Genomic DNA, 25,205 nt, shown 5'->3' on the forward strand with positions numbered 1-25,205 from the left:
CACACCCCGAACCCTCACACCCATGTCCGGCCGCCGCTGAGGGCAGCGTTCCTCGCGAGAAACAGACGTGATGCGGCCGGGTAACACCGGCACCGCACGCTCCTAGACATGACCTCGAATACGCGTGTGGTGGTGATCGGCGCCGGACTCGCGGGCGTCCGTCTCGCCCGGCGACTCGGCGAGCTCGGCACGTCCGTGACGCTGATCGGCGAGGAGGAGCACCGCCCGTACAACCGGGTGCTGCTCGCCGAGGTGCTGGCCGGACGGTACACGCCCGACGTGATCGCGCTGCCCACGCCCGCCGAGCTGACCCGCACCCGGGTCACCGGCATCGACCGCGGCGCACGCACCGTCGAGTGCGCGGACGGTTCGAAGATCGCATACGACACGCTGGTCCTGGCCACCGGCTCCAACCCGGTGCTGCCGCCCCTGCGCGGCCTGTTCACCCCCGACCACGAGCTGCCCGAGGGCATCCACGCCTTCCGCACGATGGACGACTGCCTGGGCCTGTCCGAGGCGGTCCGGCCGGGGGCCAAGGCGGTCGTGATCGGCGGCGGGCTCCTCGGGGTCTCCGCGGCCCGCGCGCTCGCCCAGCGCGGCGCCCAGGTCGTGCTCGCCCAGCAGTCCGAGCGGCTCATGGAGCGCCAGCTCGACCCGAGCGCCTCGAAGCTGGTGAAGCGCCACCTGAAGGACCTCGGCGTCGAGGTCCACACCGAGTGCCGCGTCCGTGACGTGCGCGTCGTCAACGGCAAGGTCCGCTCGGTCGAGATGGCCGACGGATACGCCCTCGACGCCGACATCGTGGTCCTCGCCTGCGGGGTCCACCCGCGTGTGGGCCTCGCCCAGATCGCGGGCCTCGACGTACGCAAGGGGATCATCGTCGACGACGAACTCCGTACGTCCGACCCGCACATCCACGCCATCGGCGACTGCGCCCAGCACGACGGAAACATCTACGGGCTGGCCACTCCGGCCCTCGAACAGGCCGATGTGCTCGCCGAGTTGCTGGCCGGTCGGGCGAACGCCCGCTACACCGGCACCCGTTCACTGACCCGGCTCACCCTGCCCGGTCAGAGCGCCTTCGACCTCGCCGCCTTCGGCGAGACGGAGCCGCGCCCCGGGGACGACGTCGTGCAGCTCGCCGACGCCACCCGCGGCACCTACCGCAAGGTCGTCGTCCGCGACGACCGCCTGGTCGGCGGGGTCCTCGTCGGCGAACTCGGCACCGTCGGCGCACTCGCCCGCGCCTGGGAGGGAGCAGAGCCGCTCCCCACTGACGGCGGCCCCCTGCTCCACCTGCTCACCAACGATGGAGGCTCCTCATGACCGCCACCCTGGGGGCCACCCCCACGATCGTGCTCGTCGGCCATGGCATGGTCGGCCAGCGCTTCCTCGAAGCGCTCGCCGAGCGCGGCATGACCGCCACGCACCGTGTGGTGGTGCTGTGCGAGGAGCCGCGTCCCGCGTACGACCGGGTAGCGCTCACCTCGTACTTCTCGGGCAAGACGCCCGAGGACCTCTCGATGACCGACATGGCGTTCATCGAGGAGCACGGCATCGAGCTGTACGTCGGTGACCCGGCCGAGACGGTCGACCGCGAGGCGAAGAGGGTCACGGCCCGGTCCGGTCAGGTCTTCGAGTACGACACTCTCGTCCTCGCCACCGGCTCGTACCCCTTCGTCCCGCCGGTCCCCAACAAGGACGCCGAGGGCTGCTTCGTCTACCGCACGATCGAGGACCTCCTCGCCATCGAGGAGTACGCGAAGACCCGCACGACCGGTGCAGTGGTCGGCGGCGGTCTGCTGGGCCTCGAGGCCGCGGGCGCGCTGAAGGGCCTCGGACTCACCAGCCACATCGTCGAGTTCGCGCCGCGCCTGATGCCGGTGCAGGTCGACGAGGGCGGCGGCGCGGCGCTGCTGCGCACCATCGAGGAGATGGGCCTGTCCGTGCACACCGGTGTGGGCACGCAGGAGATCGTGGTCGACTCCGAGGGTGCCGTAACCGGCATGAAGCTCTCCGACGGCTCCGAACTCGCCACCGACCTGGTGGTGTTCAGCGCCGGTGTCCGCCCCCGCGACCAGCTGGCCCGCGACTGCGGCCTGACGGTCGGCGAGCGCGGCGGCATCACGGTCGACGACCAGTGCCGTACCGTCGCCGACCCGCACGTCTTCGCCATCGGCGAGTGCGCGCTGGCCTCCGACGGCCGGGTGTACGGCCTGGTGGCCCCCGGTTACGAGCAGGCCGAGACGGCCGCCGCGACGATCGCCGCCGACGAGACCGAGCAGTTGTCGTTCACCGGCGCCGACCTCTCCACCAAGCTCAAGCTCCTCGGCGTGGACGTGGCGTCCTTCGGCGACGCGCACGGCACCGCCGAGGACTGCCTCGACGTCGTCTACTCCGACTCCCGCTCGGGCCTGTACAAGAAGCTGGTCATCGGCCGCGACGGCACGCTGCTCGGCGGCATCCTGGTCGGCGACGCGGAGGCGTACGGCACGCTGAAGGCCTTCACCGGTTCGGTCCCGCCGGTCTCGCCCGAGTCGCTGGTGCTGCCCGCCGGCGCCGGCGAGTCCGTCCAGCTCGGCCCGACCGCGCTGCCGGACGACGCGATCATCTGTTCCTGCAACAACGTCCGCAAGGGCACGATCCGCGGCGCGGTCACCGAGCACAACTGCACCACCGTGCCCGAGGTGAAGAAGTGCACCAAGGCCGGTACGACGTGCGGCAGTTGCGTCAAGGTGCTCGGCCAGCTGGTCACCGCCGAACTGGAGGCGTCCGGCGTCGAGGTCGACAAGGGCCTGTGCGGCTGCTTCTCGCAGACCCGCGAGGAGCTCTACGAGATCGTCCTCGCCCTGCGCATCAACACCTACCAGGACCTCCTGGACCGCTACGGCCGCGACGGCGCCCGGGGCGGCGACGGCTGCGAGATCTGCAAGCCGGCGGTCGGCTCGATCATCGCCTCCCTCGCTCCGACGATCGGCGCCGACGGCTACGTCCTGGACGGCGAGCAGGCCACGCTGCAGGACACCAACGACCACTTCCTGGCCAACCTGCAGAAGAACGGCTCGTACTCGGTCGTCCCGCGCATCCCCGGCGGTGAGATCACCCCCGAGGGCCTCATCGTGATCGGCGAGATCGCCCGCGACTTCGGCCTCTACACGAAGATCACCGGTGGCCAGCGGATCGACATGTTCGGCGCCCGCGTCGAGCAACTGCCCCTCATCTGGACCCGGTTGGTGGACGCGGGCTTCGAGTCCGGCCACGCCTACGGCAAGTCCCTGCGCACGGTGAAGTCCTGCGTCGGCCAGACCTGGTGCCGCTACGGCGTCCAGGACTCGGTCCGCATGGCGATCGACCTGGAGCTGCGCTACCGGGGCCTGCGGTCGCCCCACAAGCTCAAGTCGGCGGTGTCGGGCTGCGCCCGCGAGTGCGCGGAGGCCCAGTCGAAGGACTTCGGCATCATCGCCACCGCGGCCGGCTGGAACCTCTACGTCGGCGGCAACGGCGGCGCCACCCCGCGCCACGCGGACCTGCTGGCCCAGGACCTCACGGACACCGAACTGATCAAGCTGATCGACCGGTTCCTGATGTTCTACATCCGCACCGCCGACCGCCTGGAGCGCACCTCCACCTGGCTGGAGCGGATCCCCGGCGGCCTGGACCACGTCCGTGACGTGGTCGTGGAGGACTCCCTCGGCATCTGCGAGGAGCTGGAGTCCCTGATGACGGACCACGTCGCGCACTACGCCGACGAGTGGGCGACCACCATCAACGACCCCGAGAAGCTCGCCCGGTTCGTGTCCTTCGTGAACGCGCCGGACACCCCCGACCCGGTCGTCGGCTTCGTCCCCGAGCGCGACCAGATCAAGCCCGACCTGCCGCTGCTGTCCATCGGCATGCGCCCCGCTGAAGACGTCCTGGAAGGAAGCGCCCAGCGATGACCCTGGCACCCGAGACCACCGACCTGAAGGTCCAACTCCAGCTGGCCGACGGCTGGTTCACGGTCTGCGACCTGAGCCGGCTGCTCCCCGGCCGGGGCGTGGCGGCCCTGCTGCCCGACGGAAGCCAGGTCGCCCTGTTCCGCGACCGCGCCGGCAAGCTGTACGCCGTCGACAACCGCGACCCGTTCGGCGGTGCGGCGGTCCTCTCCCGCGGCCTGATCGGCTCCCAGCAGGGCCGGCCGTTCGTCGCCTCGCCCCTGCTGAAGCAGCGCTTCGACCTGGAGTCCGGGCAGTGCCTGGACGACGAGACGGTGAGCATCGCGACGTACGAGGTGCGGGCCTCGTAGGCCTGTGTCCGGATTTCTTGACTGATCGTTCTCATTGAATCTAGGCTGCGGTACGTGGCCAGGAGCAAGGAGTTCGATCCGGAGGCCGCGCTGCAGGCAGCCCTGGAGCTGTTCTGGCGGCGCGGCTACGAGGCGACGTCGATGTCCGACCTCGTCGAGCACCTCGGCATCGGCCGCGCGAGCATCTACGCGACGTTCGGCAACAAGCACGAGCTCTACCTGAAGGCGCTGGAGCGCTACCAGGAACGACTCCCGGACCTTCTGGGGGAACTCTCCCAGCCAGGACCGGTACTGCCCGCCGTACGGGCACTCGTGCGCCGGTACGCGGACGAGGCCACCGCCGAAACCCTGCGCCTGCACGGCTGTTTCATCACCAACACGGCGACCGAGCTCGCCCCGCACGACCCCGCCGCCGCGCGGCAGGTCGAGCGGAACTGGGACCACCTGGAGACCGTGCTGCACTCGGCGCTGGTGCGGGCACAGGCCCAGGGCGAGCTGTCCACCGACCGCGATCCGCTCACCCTCGCCCGCATGCTGCTGGTACTGCTGCAGGGCCTCAGGGTCGTCGGCAAGGCATCGCCGGACCCGGCGCGGGTGCGGGACGCGGCGGAACAGTCGCTGGTGTTGCTCGACTGAGCGCAGGACACTCGGCTCTTTTTATTTGCCGCCATACTGAACCGATCGGTCAAGAACTGCATCGGTCAAGAGTTACAGGGGAGATCATGACCAGCACTCGCTTCACCGACAGGACCGCTCTCGTCACCGGCGCGGGCTCGGGCATAGGCCGGGCGGTCGCCCTCGCGCTCGCCGCCGAGGGGGCCCAGGTCGTCGTGGCCGGACGGCGACAGGAGCCGCTCGACGAGACGGTGGCCCTGATCGAGCGGGCGGGCGGCAAGGCACTGGCCGTCACCGCCGACGTCACACGCGCCGCCGACATCCAGGCCGTCGTGGACGCCGCCGTCGAACGCTTCGGCTCGCTCGACGTGGCGGTCAACAACGCCGGTGTCTTCCGCGGCGGCGGCCCCCTGGCCGACCTCTCCGAGGAGGACTGGCAGACCCAGCTCGGCATCAACGTCACCGGAGTGTTCCTGGCCCTCCAGGCCGAGATCCGCCAGATGCGGACCCAGCCGTCCGGCGGCGCGATCGTCAACATCGCCTCCGTCTTCGGCGTCCACACCCGCAACCCCGGAGCCGCCGCCTACGCCGCCACCAAGGCCGCCGTCTCCGTGCTCACCAGGGGCGCCGCCCTCGACCACATCCGCGAGGGTGTCCGCATCAACGCGGTCAGCCCCGGAGCCGTCGAGACCCCGATGTCCCTGCGCCCCGGCGAGGACGATGCCGACCGCGCCGAACGCGCCGCGGCCACCCTCCCTCTCGGCCGTATCTCCACCACCGCCGAGATCGCCGCCGCCGTCCTCTACCTGGCCTCGGACGACGCGTCCTCGGTGGTGGGCACGGACCTGGTGGTGGACAGCGGGGCGACGGCCTGAAAATCCGCTGGAGGGGCGCCACTCCCCCGTGCTTCCATGGGCGGCATGGTGCCCACCGACCGTCTGCTCGCCTTCGCCGCGATGTCGTTCCTGCTGATCGTGGTCCCCGGCCCCAGTGTGCTGTTCGTGATCGGCCGGGCGCTCGCCCAGGGCCGTCGCGCCGCTCTGACCACGGTGGTGGGCAACACCGTCGGCGCCTACGTGCTGATCGTGGCCGTGGCCTTCGGGGTCGGGTCGATCGTCGAGCGTTCGGTGCTCGTCTTCACGGCGCTCAAGCTGGCCGGTGCCGCCTACCTCGTGTACCTCGGCGTGAAGGCGTGGCGGGGGCGCGGGTCGCTGCACGCCGCGTTCAGCGGCGACGACTCAGCAGCGGCGCACGGGGGGCTGCGTACGTTCTGGGAGGGCTTCGCCGTCGGCGTGAGCAACCCGAAGACCATCGTGTTCTTCGCCGCCGTACTGCCGCAGTTCGTCGACCGCGCCCAGGGTCAGGTGGCGGCTCAGATGCTGCTGCTGGGCCTGGTCTTCAACCTCATCGCGGTCGCGTCCGACGCCGCGTGGGGACTGGTCGCGTCCGGCGCGCGGCACTGGTTCGCGCGCTCGCCGCGGCGGCTGTCCCTGGTGGGCGGCGTCGGCGGTCTCACGATGATCGGGCTCGGCGTGACGGTGGCCGCGACGGGCCGCAAGGACTGAGGCGTCAGACCTTCAGGGCGTCGTACGTCACTCCCGTGAGCTGCTCGGAGGCAGCCCAAAGCCGTTCCCCCGCCTTGTCGTTGAGGGTCCACGGGGCCCGACGGGACGGTCCCGGTGCCCCGCGCCAGCCCGCGAAGGAGGGGCCGGTGAAGGAGTCGGGGTGCACGTCGGGCGCGGTCGCGGCGTGGAGGACGGACAGGGCGCCGGTGTCCGCCGGCTGGCCGAGGAAGCGGTTGCCGATCTCCATCAGCCACTCGGAGCCCTTGCGCCCGGACATCCGGGGGCCTGCCTTCTGCAGGTTCGTGGAGGCGTACCCGGGATGCGCGGCGGCCGCGACCACCTCCGCCCCGTGTGCCGCCAGCCTGCGCGCCAGCTCGTGGACGAAGAGCAGGTTGGCGGTCTTCGAGCGGGCGTAGGCCACCCAACGCCGGTACCGGCGCTCGCTGTTGAGGTCGTCGATGTCGATGTTGGCCATCGTGTGCGCCATGCTGGAGACGGTCACGACACGGGCGCCGGGTGTGGCGAGCAGCGTGGGCAGCAGCAGCCCGGTGAGCGCGAAGTGCCCCAGGTGGTTGACGCCGAACTGGGTCTCGAACCCGTCCGCGGTCGTCCCGTACGGCAGCGCCATCACGCCCGCGTTGTTGACGAGCAGGTCGAGACGGTCGTACGGGAAGGTGTGCGCGAACTGCCGTACGGAGGCGAGGTCGGCCAGGTCAAGATGCGTGAACTCGATCTCCGCGCCCGGGACTTCGGCGGCCATCCGGTCCCCGGCCTCCATGCCCCGCGCCTCGCTCCGGCACGCGAGCACCACCCGGGCCCCCTTGCGGGCCAGCTCGCGTGCGGTGACGTATCCGATGCCGCTGTTGGCCCCGGTGACGACGGCGGTACGGCCGCTCTGGTCGGGGATGGCCTTCTCGTTCCAGCCGGACATGGCCAGGCTCCTTCCACCCTCTTCAGCGCTTCCCGCAAGCCTGCCCGCAATGTGCTCCGCCGTCGACGGGACTTACCAGGCCGCGCTCTCGCTCCATGCCATCGGGCCGAGCCGGGCGGGGTCGGAGTTCTGGGAGGAGTACAGATGGGCGTATGTGCCGCCCCGGGCGAGCAGGTCGTCGTGCCGGCCCGTCTCGACGACACGGCCGCCCTCGACGACGAGAATGCGGTCGGCGTCGGGGGCCAGGTCGAGATCGTGCGTGATCATGATGGTGGTGCGGCCCGCCATCAGCTGGCGCAGCGGTTCGACGATGCGGCGGGCGGCGATCGCGTCCAGGCCGGTGGTCGGCTCGTCGAGGAGGAGGACGGGCGCGTCGCGCAGTACGGCCCGGGCGATGGCGAGGCGCTGCAGCTGGCCGCCTGACAGCCGTGCGGAGTTGGGGTCGATCCGGGTGTCGTATGCCTCGGGGAGTTTCATGATGAAGTCGTGCGCGTCGGCGGCCCGGGCGGCCTCCTCGATGGCGTGGTCGCTGGCGCCGGACCGGCCGCAGGCGATGTTGGCGCGGACCGTGTCGTGCAGGACCAGGGTCTCCTGCGGGAGGAGGGTGACGTACTCGCGCAGGCGGGCCAGCGGGAAGTCCCGCAGCGGGACGCCGTCCAGGAGGACTCCGCCCGCGTCCGGGTCGTAGAAGCGGAGCAGGAGTTTGGAGACGGTGGACTTTCCCGCGCCGCTCGGGCCGGTGATGATCACCAGCTCACCGGGGTGGGCGGTGAAGGACAGGCCGTCGAGGGCCGCGGTCTCCGCCCCCGGGTAGCGGAAGGAGACGTCCCGCATCTCGACGGTGCCGTCGGGGCGGCCGGCCTCGCCTCGGGCGGAATCGGTGACGGCGGGCCGGGTGTCCAGCACCTCGACGAGCCGTTCGGCGCCTGCGGTGGCGGCGGTGACGAGGAGGCCGAGCTGGGCGAGGCTGCGGATGGGCGGGTAGAGGTAGCTCAAGAGGGCGGCGAACGCGAGCAGTTGGCCGAGCGTCATCCGGCCCTCGGAGATCTCCCAGACGCCGATGCCGATCACGGCCAGCACGCAGACCGTCTCGATGACCTGGACGAGCTGCCCGTACGCCTGGTCGAGCCGGGCCGAGCGGACGGCGGCCCGGAACCACGCCGACGCCTCCTGCCGCAGCCGCCGGCGCTCGGCGTCCTCGCGGCCGTACGCCTGCGTGAGGACGAGGTTGCCGAGCGACTCCTCCACCACGGAGGTGACCGCGCCGTCGGCGACCCGGCCCTCGCGCGCGACCGACTTCACGCCGGCGGAGAATCTCCGGGCGGCCAGCCAGAACAGCGGGGCGAGGACGAAGGCCGCCGACGCGAGGTCCCAGCGCAGCCAGAACGCGGCGGCCGCGTAGAAGACCGCGCTGAACAGCGCGGAGGCGGTGCCGATGAGGCCGGAGACGGCCATCTGCTCGATGGCCTCGACGTCACCGGTCAGCCGCGAGAGCAGATCGCCCTGGCGGTGCCGCTGGAAGAAGTGCGGGGGCAGTTTCTGCACATGGTCGAAGACGTGCTCGCGCAGCCGCATCACGAACCGCTCCGACACCCAGACGGCCAGCGAGCCGCCGGCATAGCCGATCGCCGCGCCGATCACGGCGATGCCGAGCCACTGGACGGCGGGGGTCCAGAAGGCGTCGAGGGAACCCTTCTGCAGCGCGTTGTCGGTGAGGTCGCTGAACAGCAGGATGGCGGAGGTCTCGGCGAGCGCACCCAGCACGGTGCACAGCCAGACGGCCACGAGCCAGCGGCGCAGGCCCTTGGTCAGGGGCCAGAAACGGCGGAAGGCGGTGCGGGCGGCGAGAGTGGGGAGGGTGATTCCTCTGCCGGGCTTACGGACAATAGGCATTCCGTATTCGGACAGTTCCAGGTCCGGTGGAACTTGCCGGGGTAATTCGACTCCTGAGTATTCTTTGGATGCGCGCACATTTCTCCCATGACATCCGGGGAGGGCCGCCGGAAAACCGACGACCCTCCCCTCCGACCAGGCGATCAGCCCTTAGTTGGCGGGCTGCTGAGGCACGGCCTGGCCGGGGCGCCGACGGCCGCGCCGCGCCTGCTGCGCGGGCGGGGGAACCTGGTTGGGATTGGTGCTGGGGTTCGGATCCACGTTCGCGTTACGCCGGGAGGTAAGCGGTGCAATCACCCTGAAGCTCATTTCGATCTCCTTTCGGGTTTCCGATGAGAAGGAACTTAACACGCCCCGGAACGGAGTGAAGAGAAAATTCAGAATGAAATCCCCTGTGAAATGCTGTGGAAACCTTGGAATTCCCTGGGATTTGATTGCCCGTCAAAGCGGGAGCAAGGGGGAATCCGCAGGCGGGCGGGCCTGCGTACGCCTGCGCGTTCACAGCCCGGCCATGACATGTACACCAAGTTCTCCTAGGGTCCGACCGGCACGCCCCCGCCTCCGACCGGTGGCGGGACGGTCACGCACCCCTTGGAGCGACAGTGGAACGTCGTACCTTCCTTCGTGCGACCGCCATCGGCGGCACCACCGCAGTCCTCGGCGGAACCCTGTGGCGCGGCGCCGCGTACGCCGCCCCCGCCCAGCCGGGCACCGGCCCGTACGGGGTCCTCGGCTCGGCGGACGCCAACGGCATCAGTCTCCCCTCCGGCTTCACCAGCCGGGTGATCGCCCGCTCGGGGCAGACGGTCACGGGAACGTCGTACACCTGGCACAACGCGCCCGACGGGGGCGCCTGTTACGCCGACGGCACGGGCTGGATCTACGTCTCCAACTCGGAGATCAACCCCTCGGGCGGCGCGAGCGCGGTGAGATTCTCCTCGACGGGGACGATCACGTCGGCGTACCGCGTCCTGTCCGGCACCCGGCAGAACTGCGCGGGCGGCAGGACTCCGTGGAACACCTGGCTGTCCTGCGAGGAGGTCGACCGCGGGTACGTCTACGAGACGGATCCGTGGGGCGCGCAGGCTGCCGTCAGTCGCGCGGCGATGGGCCGCTTCAAGCACGAGGCGGCGGCGGCCGACCCGGTGCGCCAGGTCGTCTACCTCACGGAGGACGAGACGAACGGCCGCTTCTACCGCTTCGTACCGACGACTTGGGGCGACCTGTCCGCCGGCACGCTCCAGGTCATGGTCGCGGGAACCGCCACGTCGGGCTCCTTCTCCTGGACCACCGTCCCCGACCCGGACGGCTCCCCGACCAGCACCCGCACCCAGGTCTCCGGCTCCAAGGCCTTCAACGGCGGCGAGGGATGCCACTACGCGAACGACACGGTCTGGTTCACGACGAAGGGCGACAACCGGGTCTGGCAGCTCAACCTGACCGCCGGCACCTACGAGTTGGCGTACGACGACTCGCTGGTGACGAGTGGCACCGCCCCGCTGACCGGAGTCGACAACATCACCGGCTCGTCCTCCGGCGACCTGTTCGTCGCGGAGGACGGCGGCACCATGGACATCTGCGTGATCACCCCGGACGACGTGATCGCACCCTTCCTGCGCATCAGCGGCCAGTCGTCGTCGGAGATCACGGGCCCGGCCTTCTCGCCGGACGGCACACGGCTGTACTTCTCCAGTCAGCGGGGGACGAGCGGGAGTTCGTCGGGTGGGATCACGTACGAGGTGACGGGGCCGTTCCGGTCGTAGCGCCGCACAAATAGTCACGGAATGAACACTTCACCTCCATAACTCGGGTAGCGGCAATACGGTCATCCCCTCACGTAACACTCCAGGGGGACGACATGACCAGCCCGTACACGACTCCGCCCATGCCGCCGCAGCCCGCTTCCGGACCCACCCCCAGGTGGGCCCGGAAGCGGTACGTCCTGCCCGCCCTCGCGCTCGCCCTCTTCATCGGCGTCGGCATAGGCGCCGGCGACGAGAACACGACGACGGACGCGAAGCCGACCGCCGCCAAGCCGCAGCCGACGACGACCGTGACGGCGACGTCCACCGCGACGGAGACGGCCGAGCCCGAACCGGCCACCACGGTGACCGCCACGAAGACGGTCAAGGTCACCAGAACGGTGACGGCACAGGCCGAGGCGGACAGCAACTCCGGCTCCGACGACGACAGCGGCAGCGTCTATTACGCCAACTGCAGCGAGGCCCGAGCCGCCGGCGCGGCCCCCATCCACCGGGGCGAGCCGGGGTACGCGTCCCACCTGGACCGGGACAACGACGGGGTCGGCTGCGACAGTTGAGGCGACGGGGTCGAGGGCGTCCGCGTACGGCGTGCCACCGGCACGGCTAGGTTCTGGCCCCTCCTGAGCCGGGCCGCCGAGTGGTTGGTGGGCCTTCAGGCAAACGACGGCCACCGAGCGGCGGCCCACTGCCGCCACCGCAACCACCCAGGAGGCGGACCGCCGACGTGGTCGCCGGCGAGTTCCACGGCGTCGGGCTCCTCGAACAGCGTCCTCCAGCGCGAGACGTCGGCCTCGTTCATCGGGAAGGTCTGCTGCGGGGTGGTCGCCTCGCGGCGGCTGATCCGAGCCAGTTGAGTCCCCAGGTCCACCGGCAGGTACACGACGTGGCACGACGCACCCGCCGACTCCGCCAGCCAGCGGATTGCGGACCTTTCGTCGCGCGACCAGCATCCGAAGTCCAGGACCACGCCGGTACCAAGGCTCAGCGCCTCCAGGACGACCCAGAGCAGCCGTCCCTCCAGCACAGCGCGTTTCCCGTCCGCCTCCGGCTCGCCGAACAGCGGGATCATCCACTCGTCCGGCGTCAGCCGAAGCGCACCGTGCTTCGTGGCGAGTTGCCGGGCCCTCGTGGTCTTTCCAGCCCCTGGCAGGCCGACCATCAGGAACAACGTGGCCACCCCGGGATCATGTCAGGCAAGCCAGGCGGACGACGACCGCCTTTCCGGGGCCGGCGGCCGCCCGCCCCGGCGAGGTGGGCCTTGCAGGTCGGTCCGCCCCGGGAGCGGCCCAGCCCCTCGCCGGGGCAGTGCTGCGGAGGGTTCGATCTGCGGTTCGGGATCCGGGGCGCTCGGTGCGGTGCTCCGGCCGCGTGCTGGTGGGCTCGGCACGCGGCCGGATCCCGTCGACGGCAGTCATCCCCTTCGGCACTCGCGCCGAACGCACTCCGCACACCGTGACCGTGACGGCTGGTCGGGTGGGATCACGTACGAGGTGACGGGGCCGTTCCGGTCGTAGCCAAGGTCAGCCGCCGATAGCGGAGTTGGCGGCTGCCTGCATCAACTCGGCCGCGTCGGCCGGGCGGATGAACCCCTGGGCGGCGCCCTTTGCCGTGCTGGCCGACCACTTGGCGACGAACGCGGCGTGGCTCGGGTACAGGGCCGTCAGCTTCTCCGCGGCAAAGGGGGTCGTCGTGCCGAACAGGAAGCAGTACGACTCCCCTGACTGGCCGAGGCCGGACAGGGTGGCGACCGGTACGTCGACCGACGGTGTGCGGACGCCGCCCTGGACGTTGCCGTGGGCGTCGAGGACGAAGGCGGGTGCGGAACCGGAGCTGTCCACCTGGAGGCGGGGCGCCCTGGCCGGGGGGATGCCGGTCGTCACCCAGCGGTTCAGCGCGTACTGGGCGGTGTCCAGGACGTAGTGCGCCTGGCCGGCGTTCATCGGGGTATCGCAGCCGGTCAGGGTCGGGGGATCGAGCAGGGCGTTCAGCCCCTGGAGGCCCGCGGTGCCGCTGCCGTCGTCACCCGGGCCGATGAGGAGGTAGGCATCGCCGTGCGAGGTGCCGGCCACCTCCCAGAGGCGGAGGCGGGGGGTGTCGTCCTGCCGGGCGGCCAGGGAACCGAGCGACAGCAGGTCGTTCTCGGCCTGCACGGTGAGCACCGGTGCGTCCAGGTCGGTGCGGAAGCGGACGACGGCGGGAGTGGGGATGTCCTCCTGGGGTGCCTGCGACAGCGGGGCGGCGGTGTCGCGCCGGCTGTGGACGAGGAAGCCGTCGTACACGGACACCAGGGGGTGGATCGCGTTGATGTAGGTGGTGAGGCGGAACGCGGACTGCGACTCGCCGTCGGCCAGCACGGTGCGGGGGCTGAGCCCGTCGAGGACCGTGGCGGCGGAGTCCCGTACGGCCTGGCCCGCCTGGGAGTAGATGTCGTAGGAGTAGCTGTCACCAGGGTGGGAGAGGTCCGCGTAGCGAACCGGATCGGCGGCTTTGGTGGCGTTCGCCCCGACGGCCTGGGCGGAGACACCGACCCAGGCGTAGCCCTCCCGGATCAGCTCGTTGTGGCTGTAGATCCACTCTGGGGCCACGTCCCGCCCGCCGGTGACGTTCAGCCACTCCACGACGACGGTCCCGTTGAAACGGGCCGGATCCGCCGGCCGGTTCACGACGATCCGGGTGGTGTACGGCGCGGTGCTCGCCAGCGTCACCTGCCAGCGCCCGTCGGAGTCGAGGGGCACTGTCGGGACGTAGGAAGTGGCGTTCCCGGACAGGAAGAACTCGGACTGCGTGTATCCCACGGAGGCCAGGTCGAACGCCGTTCCCTGGAGGACTACGGCGCCGTTTCCGCCCGTCACCGGGCCGGTGACCGAGGGGGTCGGCGCCACGGCGGCCGACGGGGCGCCCGTGAGCAGCAGCGAGAGGGGTAACAAGGCTGCCACCAGCAGACTTCTGCGGATCCTGCTTGCCCATGTGTGTCTCATGCCCGCAGACGGTAACGGGGTTGAGCAGTTGGTGCAATTGAGGTTCTCGACTTTGTGCAAGGATGCGCACGGACGCGCTCAATCACCCTTCAACTGCGGCTAAAAATCGGCGAGTTGCGCTAGTCGGCAGCGTGTAGTGTCCCGTTGCGTGCTGGCTGAACGACGACACCAACTCATCCTGCAGGCCCTGCGTTCCGGCGGCACCGCCTCCGTGGCCGACCTCGCCGGGCAGCTCGACGCCAGTGCGGCGACGGTCCGCCGCGACCTCCTCAAACTGGAGGCGGACGGACTGCTCACCAGGGTCCATGGCGGAGCGGTTGTCGAGGAGGAGCAGCCGTCCGAGGAGCAGCCGCCCTTCGACGAGGCCGCCGGGGTTCGGGTCGCCGCGAAAGATGCCATCGCCGCCCACGCGGCCGCCATGGTCGAGGACGGCCAGTCGATCATTCTCGACAGCGGTACGACGGTCCACCGGCTGGCACTTCGACTGCACGGCCGCCGCCTCACCGTCATCACCAACAACCTCGCCGTGTATGACGAACTCAACGGTGACGACGACATCGCCCTGATGCTGCTCGGGGGCATGGTCATCCGTGAGTCACGCATGCTGGACGGCTTCATGGCCGAGGACAACCTCCGCCAGGTGCACGCCGACTGGCTGTTCATGGGCGCTTGCGGCCTCCGCCCCGGGGGCCAGGTCATGGACACCACCGTCGCCGAGGTGCCCGCCCGGCGCGCCATGATCTCCGCCAGTGACAAGGTCGTACTCCTGGCCGACAAGAGCAAGTTCCCCGGAACCGGCATGGTGAAGATCTGCGGCCCCGAGGACCTGCACGCACTCGTCACCGACGCACCGGAGAACGACGCGACCTGCGCGGCCCTGAGCGAGGCGGGCGTGAGGGTGATACCGACGGCTCACGCAAGGTAAGAGAGCGGCACCCCCGCACAGGGTGCCGCTCTCTTCTCGTGATCCGGATCCGCCGCCCATCGGTTGAGGGTCGGGGACGGGCGGCGGATCCGGCGTTCAGTGGCCGTACGGCCTACCGGCCTACCGGCCTACCGGTGATCGCTCCCCGCCGACTCCGAAGCCGCGCGCCCCGCCTCCAGCCGCGCCACCGGGATCCGGAACGGCGAGCAGGAGACGTAGTCCAGGCCGACCTCGTGGAAGAAGTGGACCGACTCGGGGTCACCGCCGTGCTCGCCGCAGACGCCGAGCTTGAGGTCGGGGCGGGTCTTACGGCCCGCCTCGACGGCCAGCTTCACCAGGGAGCCGACGCCGTCCCTGTCGATGGTCTCGAAGGGCGACACCCCGAAGATGCCCTTCTCCAGGTACGCCGTGAAGAACGAGGCCTCCACGTCGTCCCGGCTGAAGCCCCACACCGTCTGGGTGAGGTCGTTCGTGCCGAAGGAGAAGAACTCCGCCGCCTCGGCGATCTGACCGGCGGTCAGCGCGGCGCGCGGCAGCTCGATCATCGTGCCGATCGACAGCTTCAGCTCGGTACCCGTCGCCGCCTGGACCTCGGCGATGACCTGGTCCGCCTCCTCGCGGACGATCTCCAGCTCCTGGACGGTGCCGACGAGCGGGATCATGATCTCCGCGCGCGGGTCGCCCTTGGCCGCCTTGCGCTCGGCCACGGCCTCCGCGATCGCCCGTACCTGCATCGTGAACAGACCCGGGATGACCAGGCCGAGGCGTACGCCTCGCAGACCCAGCATCGGGTTCTGCTCGTGCAGACGGTGCACCGCCTGGAGCAGGCGCAGATCGTTCTCGTGGGGCTCCTGGCGGGACTCCGCCAGCGCCACCCGGACCGACAACTCCGTGATGTCCGGCAGGAACTCGTGCAGCGGCGGGTCGAGCAGGCGGACGGTCACCGGGAGCCCGTCCATCGCCGAGAACAGCTCCACGAAGTCCTTCCGCTGCAGCGGGAGCAGCTCCTTGAGCGACTCCTCGCGCTCGGCCTCCGTGTCCGCCAGGATGAGGCGCTCCACCAGCTCACGGCGGTCACCGAGGAACATGTGCTCCGTACGGCACAGACCGATGCCCTGGGCGCCGAAGCGACGGGCGCGCAGCGCGTCCTCGGCGTTGTCCGCGTTGGCCCGGACACGGAGACGGCGCTTCCTGTCCGCGAAAGCCATGATCCGGTGGACCGCCTCGACCAGTTCGTCGGCGTCGTTCGCGCCGGCGTGCATCCGGCCCTCGAAGTACTCCACCACCGGGGAGGGCACGACCGGGACCTCGCCCAGGTAGACCTTGCCCGACGAACCATCGATGGAGATGAGGTCCCCCTCCTCCACCACATGCCCGCCCGGCACCGTCATCCGACGCCGCTTGGTGTCGACCTCGAGCTCCTCCGCGCCGCACACGCAGGTCTTGCCCATGCCGCGCGCCACAACGGCGGCGTGCGAGGTCTTGCCACCGCGGGACGTCAGAATGCCCTCCGCCGCGATCATGCCGTCGAGGTCGTCCGGGTTCGTCTCCCGGCGGACCAGGATCACCTTCTCGCCCGAACGCGACCACTTCACGGCCGTGTACGAGTCGAAGACCGCGCGACCGACCGCCGCACCCGGCGAGGCAGCGATGCCCCGGCCGATCTTCTCGATCTTGGCCTCCTCGTCGAAGCGGGGGAACATCAGCTGAGCCAGCTGCGCACCCGTGACGCGCTGCAGCGCCTCCGCCTCGTCGATCAGGCCCTGGTCCACCAGCTGCGTCGCGATACGGAAGGCCGCACCCGCCGTGCGCTTGCCGACGCGCGTCTGCAGCATCCACAGCTGGCCGCGCTCGATGGTGAACTCGATGTCGCAGAGATCCTTGTAGTGGTTCTCCAGGGTGTTCATGATCTGCATGAGCTGGTCGTACGACTTCTTGTCGATCGTCTCCAGCTCCGCGAGGGGGACGGTGTTGCGGATGCCCGCGACCACGTCCTCGCCCTGGGCGTTCTGCAGGTAGTCGCCGTACACGCCCTGGTGGCCGGAGGCGGGGTCACGGGTGAACGCGACGCCCGTGCCGGAGTCCGGGCCCAGGTTGCCGAAGACCATCGAGCAGACGTTGACCGCGGTGCCCAGGTCGCCCGGGATGCGCTCCTGACGGCGGTACAGCTTCGCGCGGTCGGTGTTCCAGGAGTCGAAGACCGCGTGGATGGCGAGGTCCATCTGCTCGCGCGGGTCCTGCGGGAAGTCGCGGCCGGCCTCGGTCTTGACGATCTTCTTGAACTTGGTGACGAGCTTCTTGAGGTCCGCGGCCTCCAGCTCGGTGTCGACCACGACCTTCTTGGCCGTCTTCGCCGCCTCCAGCGCGTCCTCGAAGAGCTCGCCGTCGACGCCGAGGACGGTCTTGCCGAACATCTGGATGAGGCGGCGGTAGGAGTCCCACGCGAAGCGGTCGTCGCCGGCCTGCTTGGCCAGGCCCTGGACCGACTTGTCCGAGAGGCCGATGTTCAGGACCGTGTCCATCATCCCCGGCATCGAGAACTTCGCGCCGGAGCGGACCGAGACGAGGAGCGGGTCGTCGGCCTGGCCGAGCTTCTTGCCCATGCTCTGTTCCAGCGCGTCGAGGTGCGCACTCACCTCGTCACGCAGTGCCGCCGGCTCCTCGCCGCTGTCGAGGTAGACCTTGCAGGCCTCGGTGGTGATCGTGAAGCCGGGAGGGACCGGGAGACCGAGGTTGGTCATCTCGGCGAGGTTCGCGCCCTTGCCACCGAGGAGGTCCTTGAGGTCCTTGTTGCCCTCGGTGAAGTCGTAAACGAACTTCACGCTCTCAACGCTCGCGGCCTGCCCAGCTACGTTGGGATCTTTGTTTTCCGACACGGGTCTCGACTCCTCGAGGACGCGGTGGCTGCCCTGACGGGCAGGAACATACCCAGATCGAAGGCACCTGGGTACGTCCACTTGACCGTCATGTGCCTGTAACCACTCGTCCGCCAGCGGATCGAAAGTCAAAGCTTGGCAAGCGGCAACAGGCTGATGTTTTCACTTCTTGAACGCAAGAGCGCTCAGAGAGCCCCGATTCCGCTCACATGAGCGGCAATCGGCACGCTTGATTTCGATCGATGAACGATCAAGGGGTGGCACTGAGTGCCACCCCTTGGAGAAGTGCAGTCGCCCATGATCCGCTCACCTGAGCGCAACCCTTATCAAGCGTGGCGAGAATCACGCTGCCACAGACGCCCGGATTTCACCATGCGGACGCGTTCCGGGAGAGGAAACCTGCCTGTCACAGAAGCCGTCGGGCCTACGGCGGCGGCTCACACCGGCGACGCGCTCACACCGGCGACGCACTCACACCCCCAGCGCCAGCAACCGCTCCTCCACCCGCTCCGGCGCATACAGGTACTCGACGACCAATGCCCCGGCCCCCACCAACCCGGCCCGCTCACCGAGCCGCGAGGTGACCACCTCCAGATGAGCGGTCGAGCGCGGCAGCGCCCGCTGGTACAGCAGCTCCCGTACGCCGGTGAGGAAGGCGGTTCCGGACAGATCCCCCGCGATCATCAGAACCCCGGGGTTCAGCAGCGTCACGACCGTCGCCAACACGTCCCCGACCTGTCGGCCCGCGTCCCGTGCGAACGCCGCCGCCTCCGGGTGCCCCGACGCCAGCAGGTCCCGCACATCTGAGCCGGAGGCCGCCGGCACCCCGGCTTCTGCGAGCTTCCGCGCCACGGCACCGCCGCTCGCGACGGCGGCGAGACAGCCGTAGGAACCGCACCGGCACAGCGCCTCCGCGCCCGCCGGGACGCGGATGTGGCCGATGTCGCCCGCGCCGCCGTCGATGCCGCGGTAGATCGAGCCGTCGACCACGACCCCCGCGCCGATACCCGTCGAGACCTTGACCAGCACGAACGCCGAGCAGTCGGCATGGGCCGTGCGCTGTTCGCCGTACGCCATGAGGTTCGCGTCGTTGTCGACGAGGACCGGGACCGCCGGGGCACCCGTGCGTTCGGTGAAGGCTCTGGCCAGGCGGCCTCTTATGTCGTAGCCGTCCCAGCCCGGCATGATCGGTGGCTGGACCACTCGGCCACTTTCGCTGTCGACCGGGCCCGGGACCGCGAGGCCGATGCCGCAGACCTCGTCCGCGCGATGGCCCGCCTTCTCCAGCAACTCGGCGAACCAGCCGCCGAGTTCGCCCAGTACGGTGTCCGGGCCGTCCGCGATCGGCAGCGTGCCGCTGTGCTCGGCCAGGATCTCGCCGGTCAGGGACAGCACGGCCGCGCGCGCATGCCGGGTCTCCAGGTCGGCGGCGAGGACGACCGCGTGGGCGTCGTCGAACTCGAGGGTGATGGAGGGGCGACCGCCCTGCGGGGAGTCGACAGGACCGCCGGCGCCTTCGCGGAGCCAGCCCGCGCGGAAGAGACGGTCGAGGCGGTGGCCGACGGTGGCGCGGGAGAGGCCCGTGGCCTGCTGGAGTGCTCCGCGCGTAACGGCTCGCCCGTTTCGCACCAGTTCGAGCAGGTCTCCGGCGCTCGCCTGACTCGCACCCCTCCCGGTCCTACCGGACTGTCCAGTCATGCGCACCCCCTTGTGTTTCTCAAGCTTGCATTACATATTGAGTTTTGCGTGTTAAATAGACGTAACCCTACGGTAGCTACAGCCGAACCGGTCGGCAGGACGTCTTCGGGGAGACCAGAGTGGATCGCACAACGCAGCTCACGGCCCGTAATGCGGGTCACTTGGATCCCGTGAGCACCATTTCCTCACCACCCTTTTCCGGCCATGGTGAGGTAACGGGCCCCGAGGCCGTTGTATACGACCCGGCACCCCCGACACATTCGCTGCACGTCAGGGCAACACGTGTGCTGGAGGGCAACTGGACCGGCACCTCCACGGTGCCCTCGCACAGCCTGTACCCGCACCAGTGGTCCTGGGACTCGGCGTTCATCTCGATCGGCCTGCGCCACCTGTCGCCGCTGAGGGCACAGACGGAGCTGGAGACGCTCTTCGACGCCCAGTGGGGCGACGGGCGGATCCCGCACATCGTCTTCAACCCCTCCGTGCCGCTCGACGCGTACTTCCCGAGCCCCGACTTCTGGCGCTCCTCGACCGCGGGGCGCGCTGCGGGCGCCCCGCGCACCGTACAGACCTCGGGCATCGTGCAGCCACCCGTGCACGCGCTGGCCGCGTGGCTGGTGCACTGCGCGGACCCGGGGCTGTCGCGGGCGCGCGGTTTCCTCACCCGGGTGTATCCCCGGCTCGCGGCCTGGCACCGGTATCTGCTGCACCGGCGCGACCTGGGCGGGGGCGGCCTCGCCTCCGTCGTGCACCCCTGGGAGCAGGGGATGGACAACAGCCCTTGCTGGGACGCCCCGTTGAGCCGGATCACGCCCGCCCCGGCCCGCTCCTTCCGCCGCGCCGACCTCGACCACGGGGCTGCCGAGGACCGGCCGACGGATCTGGACTACGGGCGGTACGTGCGGCTGGCGACGGACTACCGGGATCGTGAATACAGGGATGGGCTGGGCGGGGGAAGTGGCGTCGGTGCGGGCGAGTTCGCGGTGGAGGACCCCTCCTTCAACGCCCTGCTCATCGCCTCCGAGCACGCCCTCGCGCGCATCGCGCAGGAACTGGGCGCGACCGGCACGGCCCGCCACGCGCGCGCGGAGCGGCTGACCGCGGCGCTGATCGACCGGCTGTGGGACCCGGCGGAGGGCATGTTCTTCTGCCGGGACGTGCGGGGCGGGGGACTCATCCGCGAGCGCAGCGTCTCGGGGCTGATCCCACTGCTGCTGCCCACGCTCCCGCGCGACATCGCCGACGCCGTCGTAGGGACGATGTGCGGCCCGCACTTCGGGCTCGGCAACTCGACCCGCCTCACGCCGAGTTACGACCTTCTCGGCGAGGCCTTCGACCCGCACCGCTACTGGCGCGGACCGGCCTGGTTCAACACGAGCTGGCTGCTGGAGCGCGCGCTGCGGACGCACGGCGAGGAGGACCGCGCCGAGGCGCTGCGCCGGGCGGTGCTGGACAGCGCCGCCACATCCGACTTCGCGGAGTACGTCGACCCGTACTCCGGCGAGGCCTGCGGGGCGACCGGCTTCAGCTGGACCGCCGCGCTCTCGCTCGACCTGCTGCACCAAGGCCCCGGGCACGACGTGTCCCCCGCGGGCATCGGCACGTTCTCGATGAGTCACAAGGGAGGGGACCGGGGATGACGGACCGGCATCATCTGCTCGTGCACGGTGGGACGTTCGCCGCCGTGGGCGACGGCGGGGACATCAGCGGCGTACGGGGCGGCAGCTCCCCGGACGGGTTATTCGTACGTGACGCCCGGCACTTGAGCCGGTGGCAGCTCACGGTGGACGGCGCGGTGCCGGAAGCCCTGTCGCCGGTCGCCGACGGGGACACCGCGCGCTGCGTCCTCGTCCCGCGCGGCGGCCGCCAGGAGCCGCCCGCCTACACACTTTTCCGTGAACAGGCCGTCGGCGACGGCTCGTTCGTCGAGTCCCTCCGGGTGACCAGCAACCGTCCGGTGCCGACGACGGTCCGGCTCGCGGTCACCGCGGACGCCGACTTCACGGACCAGTTCGAGCTGCGCTCCGACTACCGCACGTACACGAAGATAGGAGCCACCCGCTCCCGCGAAGTCCTCGACAACGGCGTGGAGTTCGCCTATCAGCGCGGTGAATGGCGTTCCTGTACGACGGTGACGGCCGAGCCCGCTCCGGACGGCGTCGAGGAGACCGGCACCGGCGCCCGTCGCCTCGTATGGACCCTGGATCTGGAACCGCACGGGACGGCGGAGTTGATCCTTCGAGTCATGGCACGGCCGCACGGCGACAAGCGGGCCCTGCGGGTGCCGCGTTCCCCGGCCGCTCTGAACGAGCAACTCCTCGCGATGGAGGGCGAGTTCGTGGAGGGCGTGCCCTTCCCGACCGGCTGGCCCGAGCTCGCCGCGGCCTGCGCGCGCGGACTCGCGGACCTCGCCTCCCTCCAGGTCCCGGCGACCGGACCGGACGGCGAGGAGCTGCGCGTCCCGGCCGCCGGAGCCCCCTGGTTCCTGACCCTGCTGGGCCGCGACGCCCTGCTCACCTCGCTCTTCGCGCTCCCCTACCGGCCCCAACTGGCCGCCGCCACCCTCCCCGCGCTCGCCGCGGCCCAGGCGACGGAGGTCGGGGCGGAGTCGGTCGCCCAGCCCGGCAAGATCGTGCACGAGGTGCGGCACGGCGAGCTGGCGCACTTCGGGCAGGTGCCGTACGGGCGTTACTACGGCTCGGTGGACGCGACCCCGCTGTTCCTCGTCCTGCTCGGGGCGTATGTCGAGCACACGGGGGATGTCGAACTGGCTCGCCGTCTGGAGCCCAACGCCCGTGCGGCGGTCGGCTGGATGCTGGACCACGGCGGGCTGACCTCGCGCGGCTATCTCGTCTACCGCGCCGACCAGGGCGGCCTCGCCAACCAGAACTGGAAGGACTCCCCCGGCGCGATCTGCTCCGCCGACGGCAGCCGCGCGAGCGGGCCGGTGATGGCGGCGGGGGCCCAGGGGTATGCGTATGACGCGTTGCGGCGCACCGCCGGGCTGGCCCGGACCGTCTGGGGCGACGAGGTGTACGCGGCGCTGCTCGAGCAGGCCGCCGCCGATCTGCGCGACCGCTTCCAGCGGGACTTCTGGATGCGGGACCTGTCCTTCCCCGCTCTCGCTCTGGACGGGGAGGGCCGGCAGGTGGACGCGCTGGCCTCGGATGCGGGGCATCTGCTGTGGTCGGGGCTGCTCGACAAGGAGTACGGGGAGGTCGTGGGGCGGCGGTTGCTGGAGCCGGACTTCTTCTCGGGGTGGGGTGTGCGGACGCTGGCGGCCGGACAGGCGGCGTATCACCCGATGTCGTACCACCGGGGTTCGGTGTGGCCGCACGACAACGCGCTGATCACGTTGGGGCTGGCGCGGTACGGGCTGCATGACGAGGCGCGTTCGGTCGCCCATGCGTTGGTGGATGCGGCGACGGCCACCGGGCATCGGCTGCCGGAGGTTCTTGCGGGGTACGGGCGGGATACGCATGGGGAGCCTGTGCCGTATCCGCATGCGTGTGTGCGGGAATCTCGGTCTGCGGCCGCGCCTCTTGCCTTGCTGACGGCTGTTGGGGGCGCCTAGGAGCTCGACGGGGACTGTTGTATGGCGGCTGCGGGTTCGTTGTGGCTTGTCGCGCAGTTCCCCGCGCCCCTAAAGGGCGCTCCAGCTAGCGTTGACCAGGCGTTTGCCCGGTGTTTGCCTCGCCTCGTGAACGACGGTGTGCGGCGGGACGTACGGGAATGTGGCGGATCCGGTGTTCGGTCATCGGGTTCGCCGCCTCACCGGGCCTCGCGCGGAAGGACCTTCGGGTGCCTGTCTTCACTCACACTCATCAGCAGTCGGACACGGCGGACGCCCCCGAAGCCTCGGCATCACCCTCCCGCCCCACGCTCCGGGAACGCCTCGCTCATCTCCGCACCTGGCGGGACAGACACCCCACCGCCGCCCGCGTCCTCCGCTGGACGATCAACATCCTTGCCGCGGTGCTCATCCTCGGTGCGATGCTGCTGCCGAACGCCGTCGGGGCCCTGAAGCCGAACCGGTTCACGCGGATTCCGGCGGAGGCGATCGTCGGGGCGGTCGTGATGCTGTGGCTGCCGCGGCGGCCGCGGGTGGTTCTGGCCGTGGTGTCCGGGGTGGGGCTCGGGGTGCTGACCATGCTGAACCTGCTGGACATGGGCTTCAGGGAGTATCTCGGCCGGGGCTTCAACATGGTGCTCGACTGGGGGCTGTTGGACGACGCGCAGGCGTATGTCGAGGACTCGATGGGCCGTACGGTCGCGCTCGGGGCCAGTGTCGGGGCCGTCGTCCTCGTCCTCGCACTGCTGGTCCTCATGGCTCTGGCGACCGTCCGGCTCAGCAATCTGCTCGCCGACAACCGGTCCGCCGCCAGCCGTGGCACGCTGATCGCGGGGACCGTCTGGATCACCTGCTCGGCGGTCGGTCTCCAGGTCTCCGGTATGCCGGTCGCGTCGGACCGGGCGGCGGGGGCGCTGGCGATGCAGGCGCGGCGGGTGAAGGACACGCTGCGGGACGAGGCGGCGTTCGCGAAGGTGGCCAAGGTCGACACCTTCGGCAACACACCGGGCGATCAGCTGGTGCCGGATCTGCGCGGCAAGGACGTGATCTTCACCTTCATCGAGAGCTACGGCCGCAGCGCGCTAGAGGACCCGGACATCGCACCGGGGGTCGACAAGACCCTCGACGTGAGCACGAAGGCCCTCACCGAGGCCGGTTTCCACGCGAAGAGCGGCTGGCTGACGTCGGCGACGTACGGCGGCAGCAGTTGGCTCGGCCACTCGACCACCATGTCCGGTCTGTGGGTCGACAACCAGCAGCGCTACCAGACGGTCATGAACAGCGACCACCTCAGCCTCACCAAGGCCTTCCAGAAGACCGGCGACTGGGACACGGTCGGCGTCATGCCGGGTGTGCAGAAGGCCTGGCCCGAGCAGAAGTTCTACGGCCTCGACAAGGTCTACAACGCCTTCCAACTCGGCTATCAGGGACCGAAGTTCAGCTGGTCGACGATGCCGGACCAGTATGCGCTGGAGGCCTTCCAGCAGCAGGTGCACGGCAAGAAGCGCGACAAGCCGCTGATGTCGGAGATCATCCTGACCTCGAGTCACCAGCCCTGGGCGCCCATTCCGAAGATGGTCGGCTGGGACGAGCTGGGTGACGGTTCGGTCTTCGACGCGATCCAGAAGGCGGGCAACAAGCCGTCGGACATCGTCGCCGACTCGACCCGCTCCAAGGAGGAGTACGGCAAGTCCGTCCAGTACTCCGTCACCGCCCTCACCCAGTGGCTGGAGCGCTACGGCAGTGACGACACCGTGCTCGTCTTCCTCGGCGACCATCAGCCGATCGCCCGGGTCAGCGGCAACAATGCCAGCCGTGACGTGCCGATCTCGATCGTCGCCAAGGACCCGAAGGTCCTCGACAAGATCTCCTCCTGGAACTGGACCGAGGGTCTGAAGCCGGCCCACAACGCCCCGGTGTGGAAGATGAGTTCGTTCCGCGACCGCTTCCTGACGGCGTACGGGTCGACTCCGCACCCGTCGACGAACTGACCGAGACCCAGGTTTTCGCCCCCGCCGCCCCTACCCGTCCCATCCTTCTGGGGCTCCGCCCCAGACCCCGCTCCTCAAACGCCGGAGGGGCTGGATTTTGCCGGCCGAGGCTGG

18 protein-coding genes and 1 pseudogene are annotated in these 25,205 nt (G+C 70.1%); 12 read left to right on the forward strand and 7 right to left on the reverse strand.

Annotated elements, in window-relative coordinates; genetic code table 11:
* The first annotated feature begins 108 nt into the window (after positions 1–108).
* From IG08_RS0141200 to IG08_RS0141225, 6 genes are all read left to right on the forward strand, one after another.
* Positions 109–1,326 carry an NAD(P)/FAD-dependent oxidoreductase gene (locus IG08_RS0141200; RefSeq protein ID WP_030615570.1) on the forward strand — a complete coding sequence of 406 codons (1,218 nt, stop codon included), beginning with the start codon at positions 109–111 and terminating at the stop codon, positions 1,324–1,326.
* Positions 1,323–3,938: a nitrite reductase large subunit NirB gene (gene nirB / locus IG08_RS0141205; RefSeq protein ID WP_030615573.1), complete on the forward strand. Its 2,616-nt coding sequence runs from the start codon at positions 1,323–1,325 to the stop codon at positions 3,936–3,938. The genes IG08_RS0141200 and nirB overlap by 4 nt, the downstream gene beginning before the upstream one ends.
* Complete coding sequence (nirD, locus tag IG08_RS0141210; protein WP_030615575.1) at positions 3,935–4,285, forward strand: nitrite reductase small subunit NirD; 351 nt, start codon at positions 3,935–3,937, stop codon at positions 4,283–4,285. Before nirB ends, nirD begins: the two co-directional genes overlap by 4 nt.
* 54 nt (positions 4,286–4,339) lie before the next feature.
* Entirely contained in the window at positions 4,340–4,921 is a 582-nt protein-coding gene (locus IG08_RS0141215) for a TetR/AcrR family transcriptional regulator (RefSeq protein WP_030615578.1), read from the forward strand.
* A gap of 86 nt (positions 4,922–5,007) precedes the next feature.
* Positions 5,008–5,775, forward strand: a complete 768-nt coding sequence (locus tag IG08_RS0141220) for an SDR family NAD(P)-dependent oxidoreductase (RefSeq protein ID WP_030615581.1) — start codon at positions 5,008–5,010, stop codon at positions 5,773–5,775.
* Between the two features lie 45 nt (positions 5,776–5,820).
* A complete protein-coding gene (locus tag IG08_RS0141225; RefSeq protein ID WP_043456470.1) occupies positions 5,821–6,465 on the forward strand; it encodes a LysE family translocator in 645 nt (214 codons plus the stop codon).
* A 4-nt stretch (positions 6,466–6,469) separates the two neighbouring features.
* Here the strand turns inward: IG08_RS0141225 and IG08_RS0141230 are convergent, their stop codons facing one another.
* A complete protein-coding gene (locus tag IG08_RS0141230) occupies positions 6,470–7,396 on the reverse strand; it encodes an oxidoreductase (RefSeq protein WP_030615587.1) in 927 nt (308 codons plus the stop codon).
* Between the two features lie 72 nt (positions 7,397–7,468).
* Positions 7,469–9,289 carry an ABC transporter ATP-binding protein gene (locus IG08_RS0141235; protein ID WP_052425072.1) on the reverse strand — a complete coding sequence of 607 codons (1,821 nt, stop codon included), beginning with the start codon at positions 9,287–9,289 and terminating at the stop codon, positions 7,469–7,471.
* A gap of 602 nt (positions 9,290–9,891) precedes the next feature.
* Here IG08_RS0141235 and IG08_RS0141240 point away from each other — a divergent pair.
* Together IG08_RS0141240 and IG08_RS0141245 are read left to right on the forward strand one after the other, a co-directional pair.
* The gene (locus IG08_RS0141240; RefSeq protein ID WP_030615594.1) at positions 9,892–11,052 is read left to right on the forward strand and encodes an alkaline phosphatase PhoX; all 1,161 of its coding nucleotides are present in this window, start codon (positions 9,892–9,894) and stop codon (positions 11,050–11,052) included.
* 95 nt (positions 11,053–11,147) lie between these two features.
* Positions 11,148–11,609 carry an excalibur calcium-binding domain-containing protein gene (locus tag IG08_RS0141245; protein ID WP_030615597.1) on the forward strand — a complete coding sequence of 154 codons (462 nt, stop codon included), beginning with the start codon at positions 11,148–11,150 and terminating at the stop codon, positions 11,607–11,609.
* A gap of 95 nt (positions 11,610–11,704) precedes the next feature.
* On the opposite strand, the gene IG08_RS0141250 is transcribed toward IG08_RS0141245, so the two are convergent.
* From IG08_RS0141250 to IG08_RS0141255, 3 genes and pseudogenes are all read right to left on the reverse strand, one after another.
* Positions 11,705–12,229, reverse strand: coding sequence for a P-loop nucleotide/nucleoside kinase family protein (locus IG08_RS0141250; RefSeq protein ID WP_030615600.1), 525 nt, complete (start codon positions 12,227–12,229; stop codon positions 11,705–11,707).
* Positions 12,230–12,276: 47 nt separating this feature from the next.
* Positions 12,277–12,450 (reverse strand): annotated as a pseudogene (locus IG08_RS60835) (IS5/IS1182 family transposase); the annotation flags it as partial.
* Positions 12,451–12,572: 122 nt separating this feature from the next.
* Positions 12,573–14,030 (reverse strand): alpha/beta hydrolase domain-containing protein, encoded by a 1,458-nt coding sequence (locus IG08_RS0141255; RefSeq protein ID WP_234343094.1) that lies wholly within the window; start codon positions 14,028–14,030, stop codon positions 12,573–12,575.
* Positions 14,031–14,178: 148 nt separating this feature from the next.
* Here IG08_RS0141255 and IG08_RS0141260 point away from each other — a divergent pair, with 148 nt between their 5' ends.
* Positions 14,179–14,955: a DeoR/GlpR family DNA-binding transcription regulator gene (locus IG08_RS0141260; protein ID WP_030615606.1), complete on the forward strand. Its 777-nt coding sequence runs from the start codon at positions 14,179–14,181 to the stop codon at positions 14,953–14,955.
* Positions 14,956–15,083: 128 nt separating this feature from the next.
* Here IG08_RS0141260 and ppdK read toward each other — a convergent pair whose 3' ends face one another.
* Positions 15,084–17,831 carry a pyruvate, phosphate dikinase gene (gene ppdK / locus IG08_RS0141265; RefSeq protein ID WP_052425073.1) on the reverse strand — a complete coding sequence of 916 codons (2,748 nt, stop codon included), beginning with the start codon at positions 17,829–17,831 and terminating at the stop codon, positions 15,084–15,086.
* Positions 17,832–18,302: 471 nt separating this feature from the next.
* Positions 18,303–19,529 carry an ROK family transcriptional regulator gene (locus tag IG08_RS0141270; protein WP_030615611.1) on the reverse strand — a complete coding sequence of 409 codons (1,227 nt, stop codon included), beginning with the start codon at positions 19,527–19,529 and terminating at the stop codon, positions 18,303–18,305.
* A gap of 284 nt (positions 19,530–19,813) precedes the next feature.
* Here IG08_RS0141270 and IG08_RS0141275 point away from each other — a divergent pair, with 284 nt between their 5' ends.
* The 3 genes from IG08_RS0141275 (at position 19,814) to IG08_RS0141285 (ending at position 25,091) form a co-directional block, all read left to right on the forward strand.
* Positions 19,814–21,169 carry an MGH1-like glycoside hydrolase domain-containing protein gene (locus IG08_RS0141275; RefSeq protein WP_043456450.1) on the forward strand — a complete coding sequence of 452 codons (1,356 nt, stop codon included), beginning with the start codon at positions 19,814–19,816 and terminating at the stop codon, positions 21,167–21,169.
* Complete coding sequence (locus IG08_RS0141280; RefSeq protein WP_030615616.1) at positions 21,166–23,103, forward strand: amylo-alpha-1,6-glucosidase; 1,938 nt, start codon at positions 21,166–21,168, stop codon at positions 23,101–23,103. Before IG08_RS0141275 ends, IG08_RS0141280 begins: the two co-directional genes overlap by 4 nt.
* A gap of 227 nt (positions 23,104–23,330) precedes the next feature.
* Entirely contained in the window at positions 23,331–25,091 is a 1,761-nt protein-coding gene (locus IG08_RS0141285) for an alkaline phosphatase family protein (RefSeq protein ID WP_030615620.1), read from the forward strand.
* Positions 25,092–25,205 lie beyond the last annotated feature (114 nt).

The organism is Streptomyces fulvoviolaceus, from assembly GCF_000718165.1.
Classification (GTDB): Bacteria; Actinomycetota; Actinomycetes; order Streptomycetales; family Streptomycetaceae; genus Streptomyces; species Streptomyces fulvoviolaceus.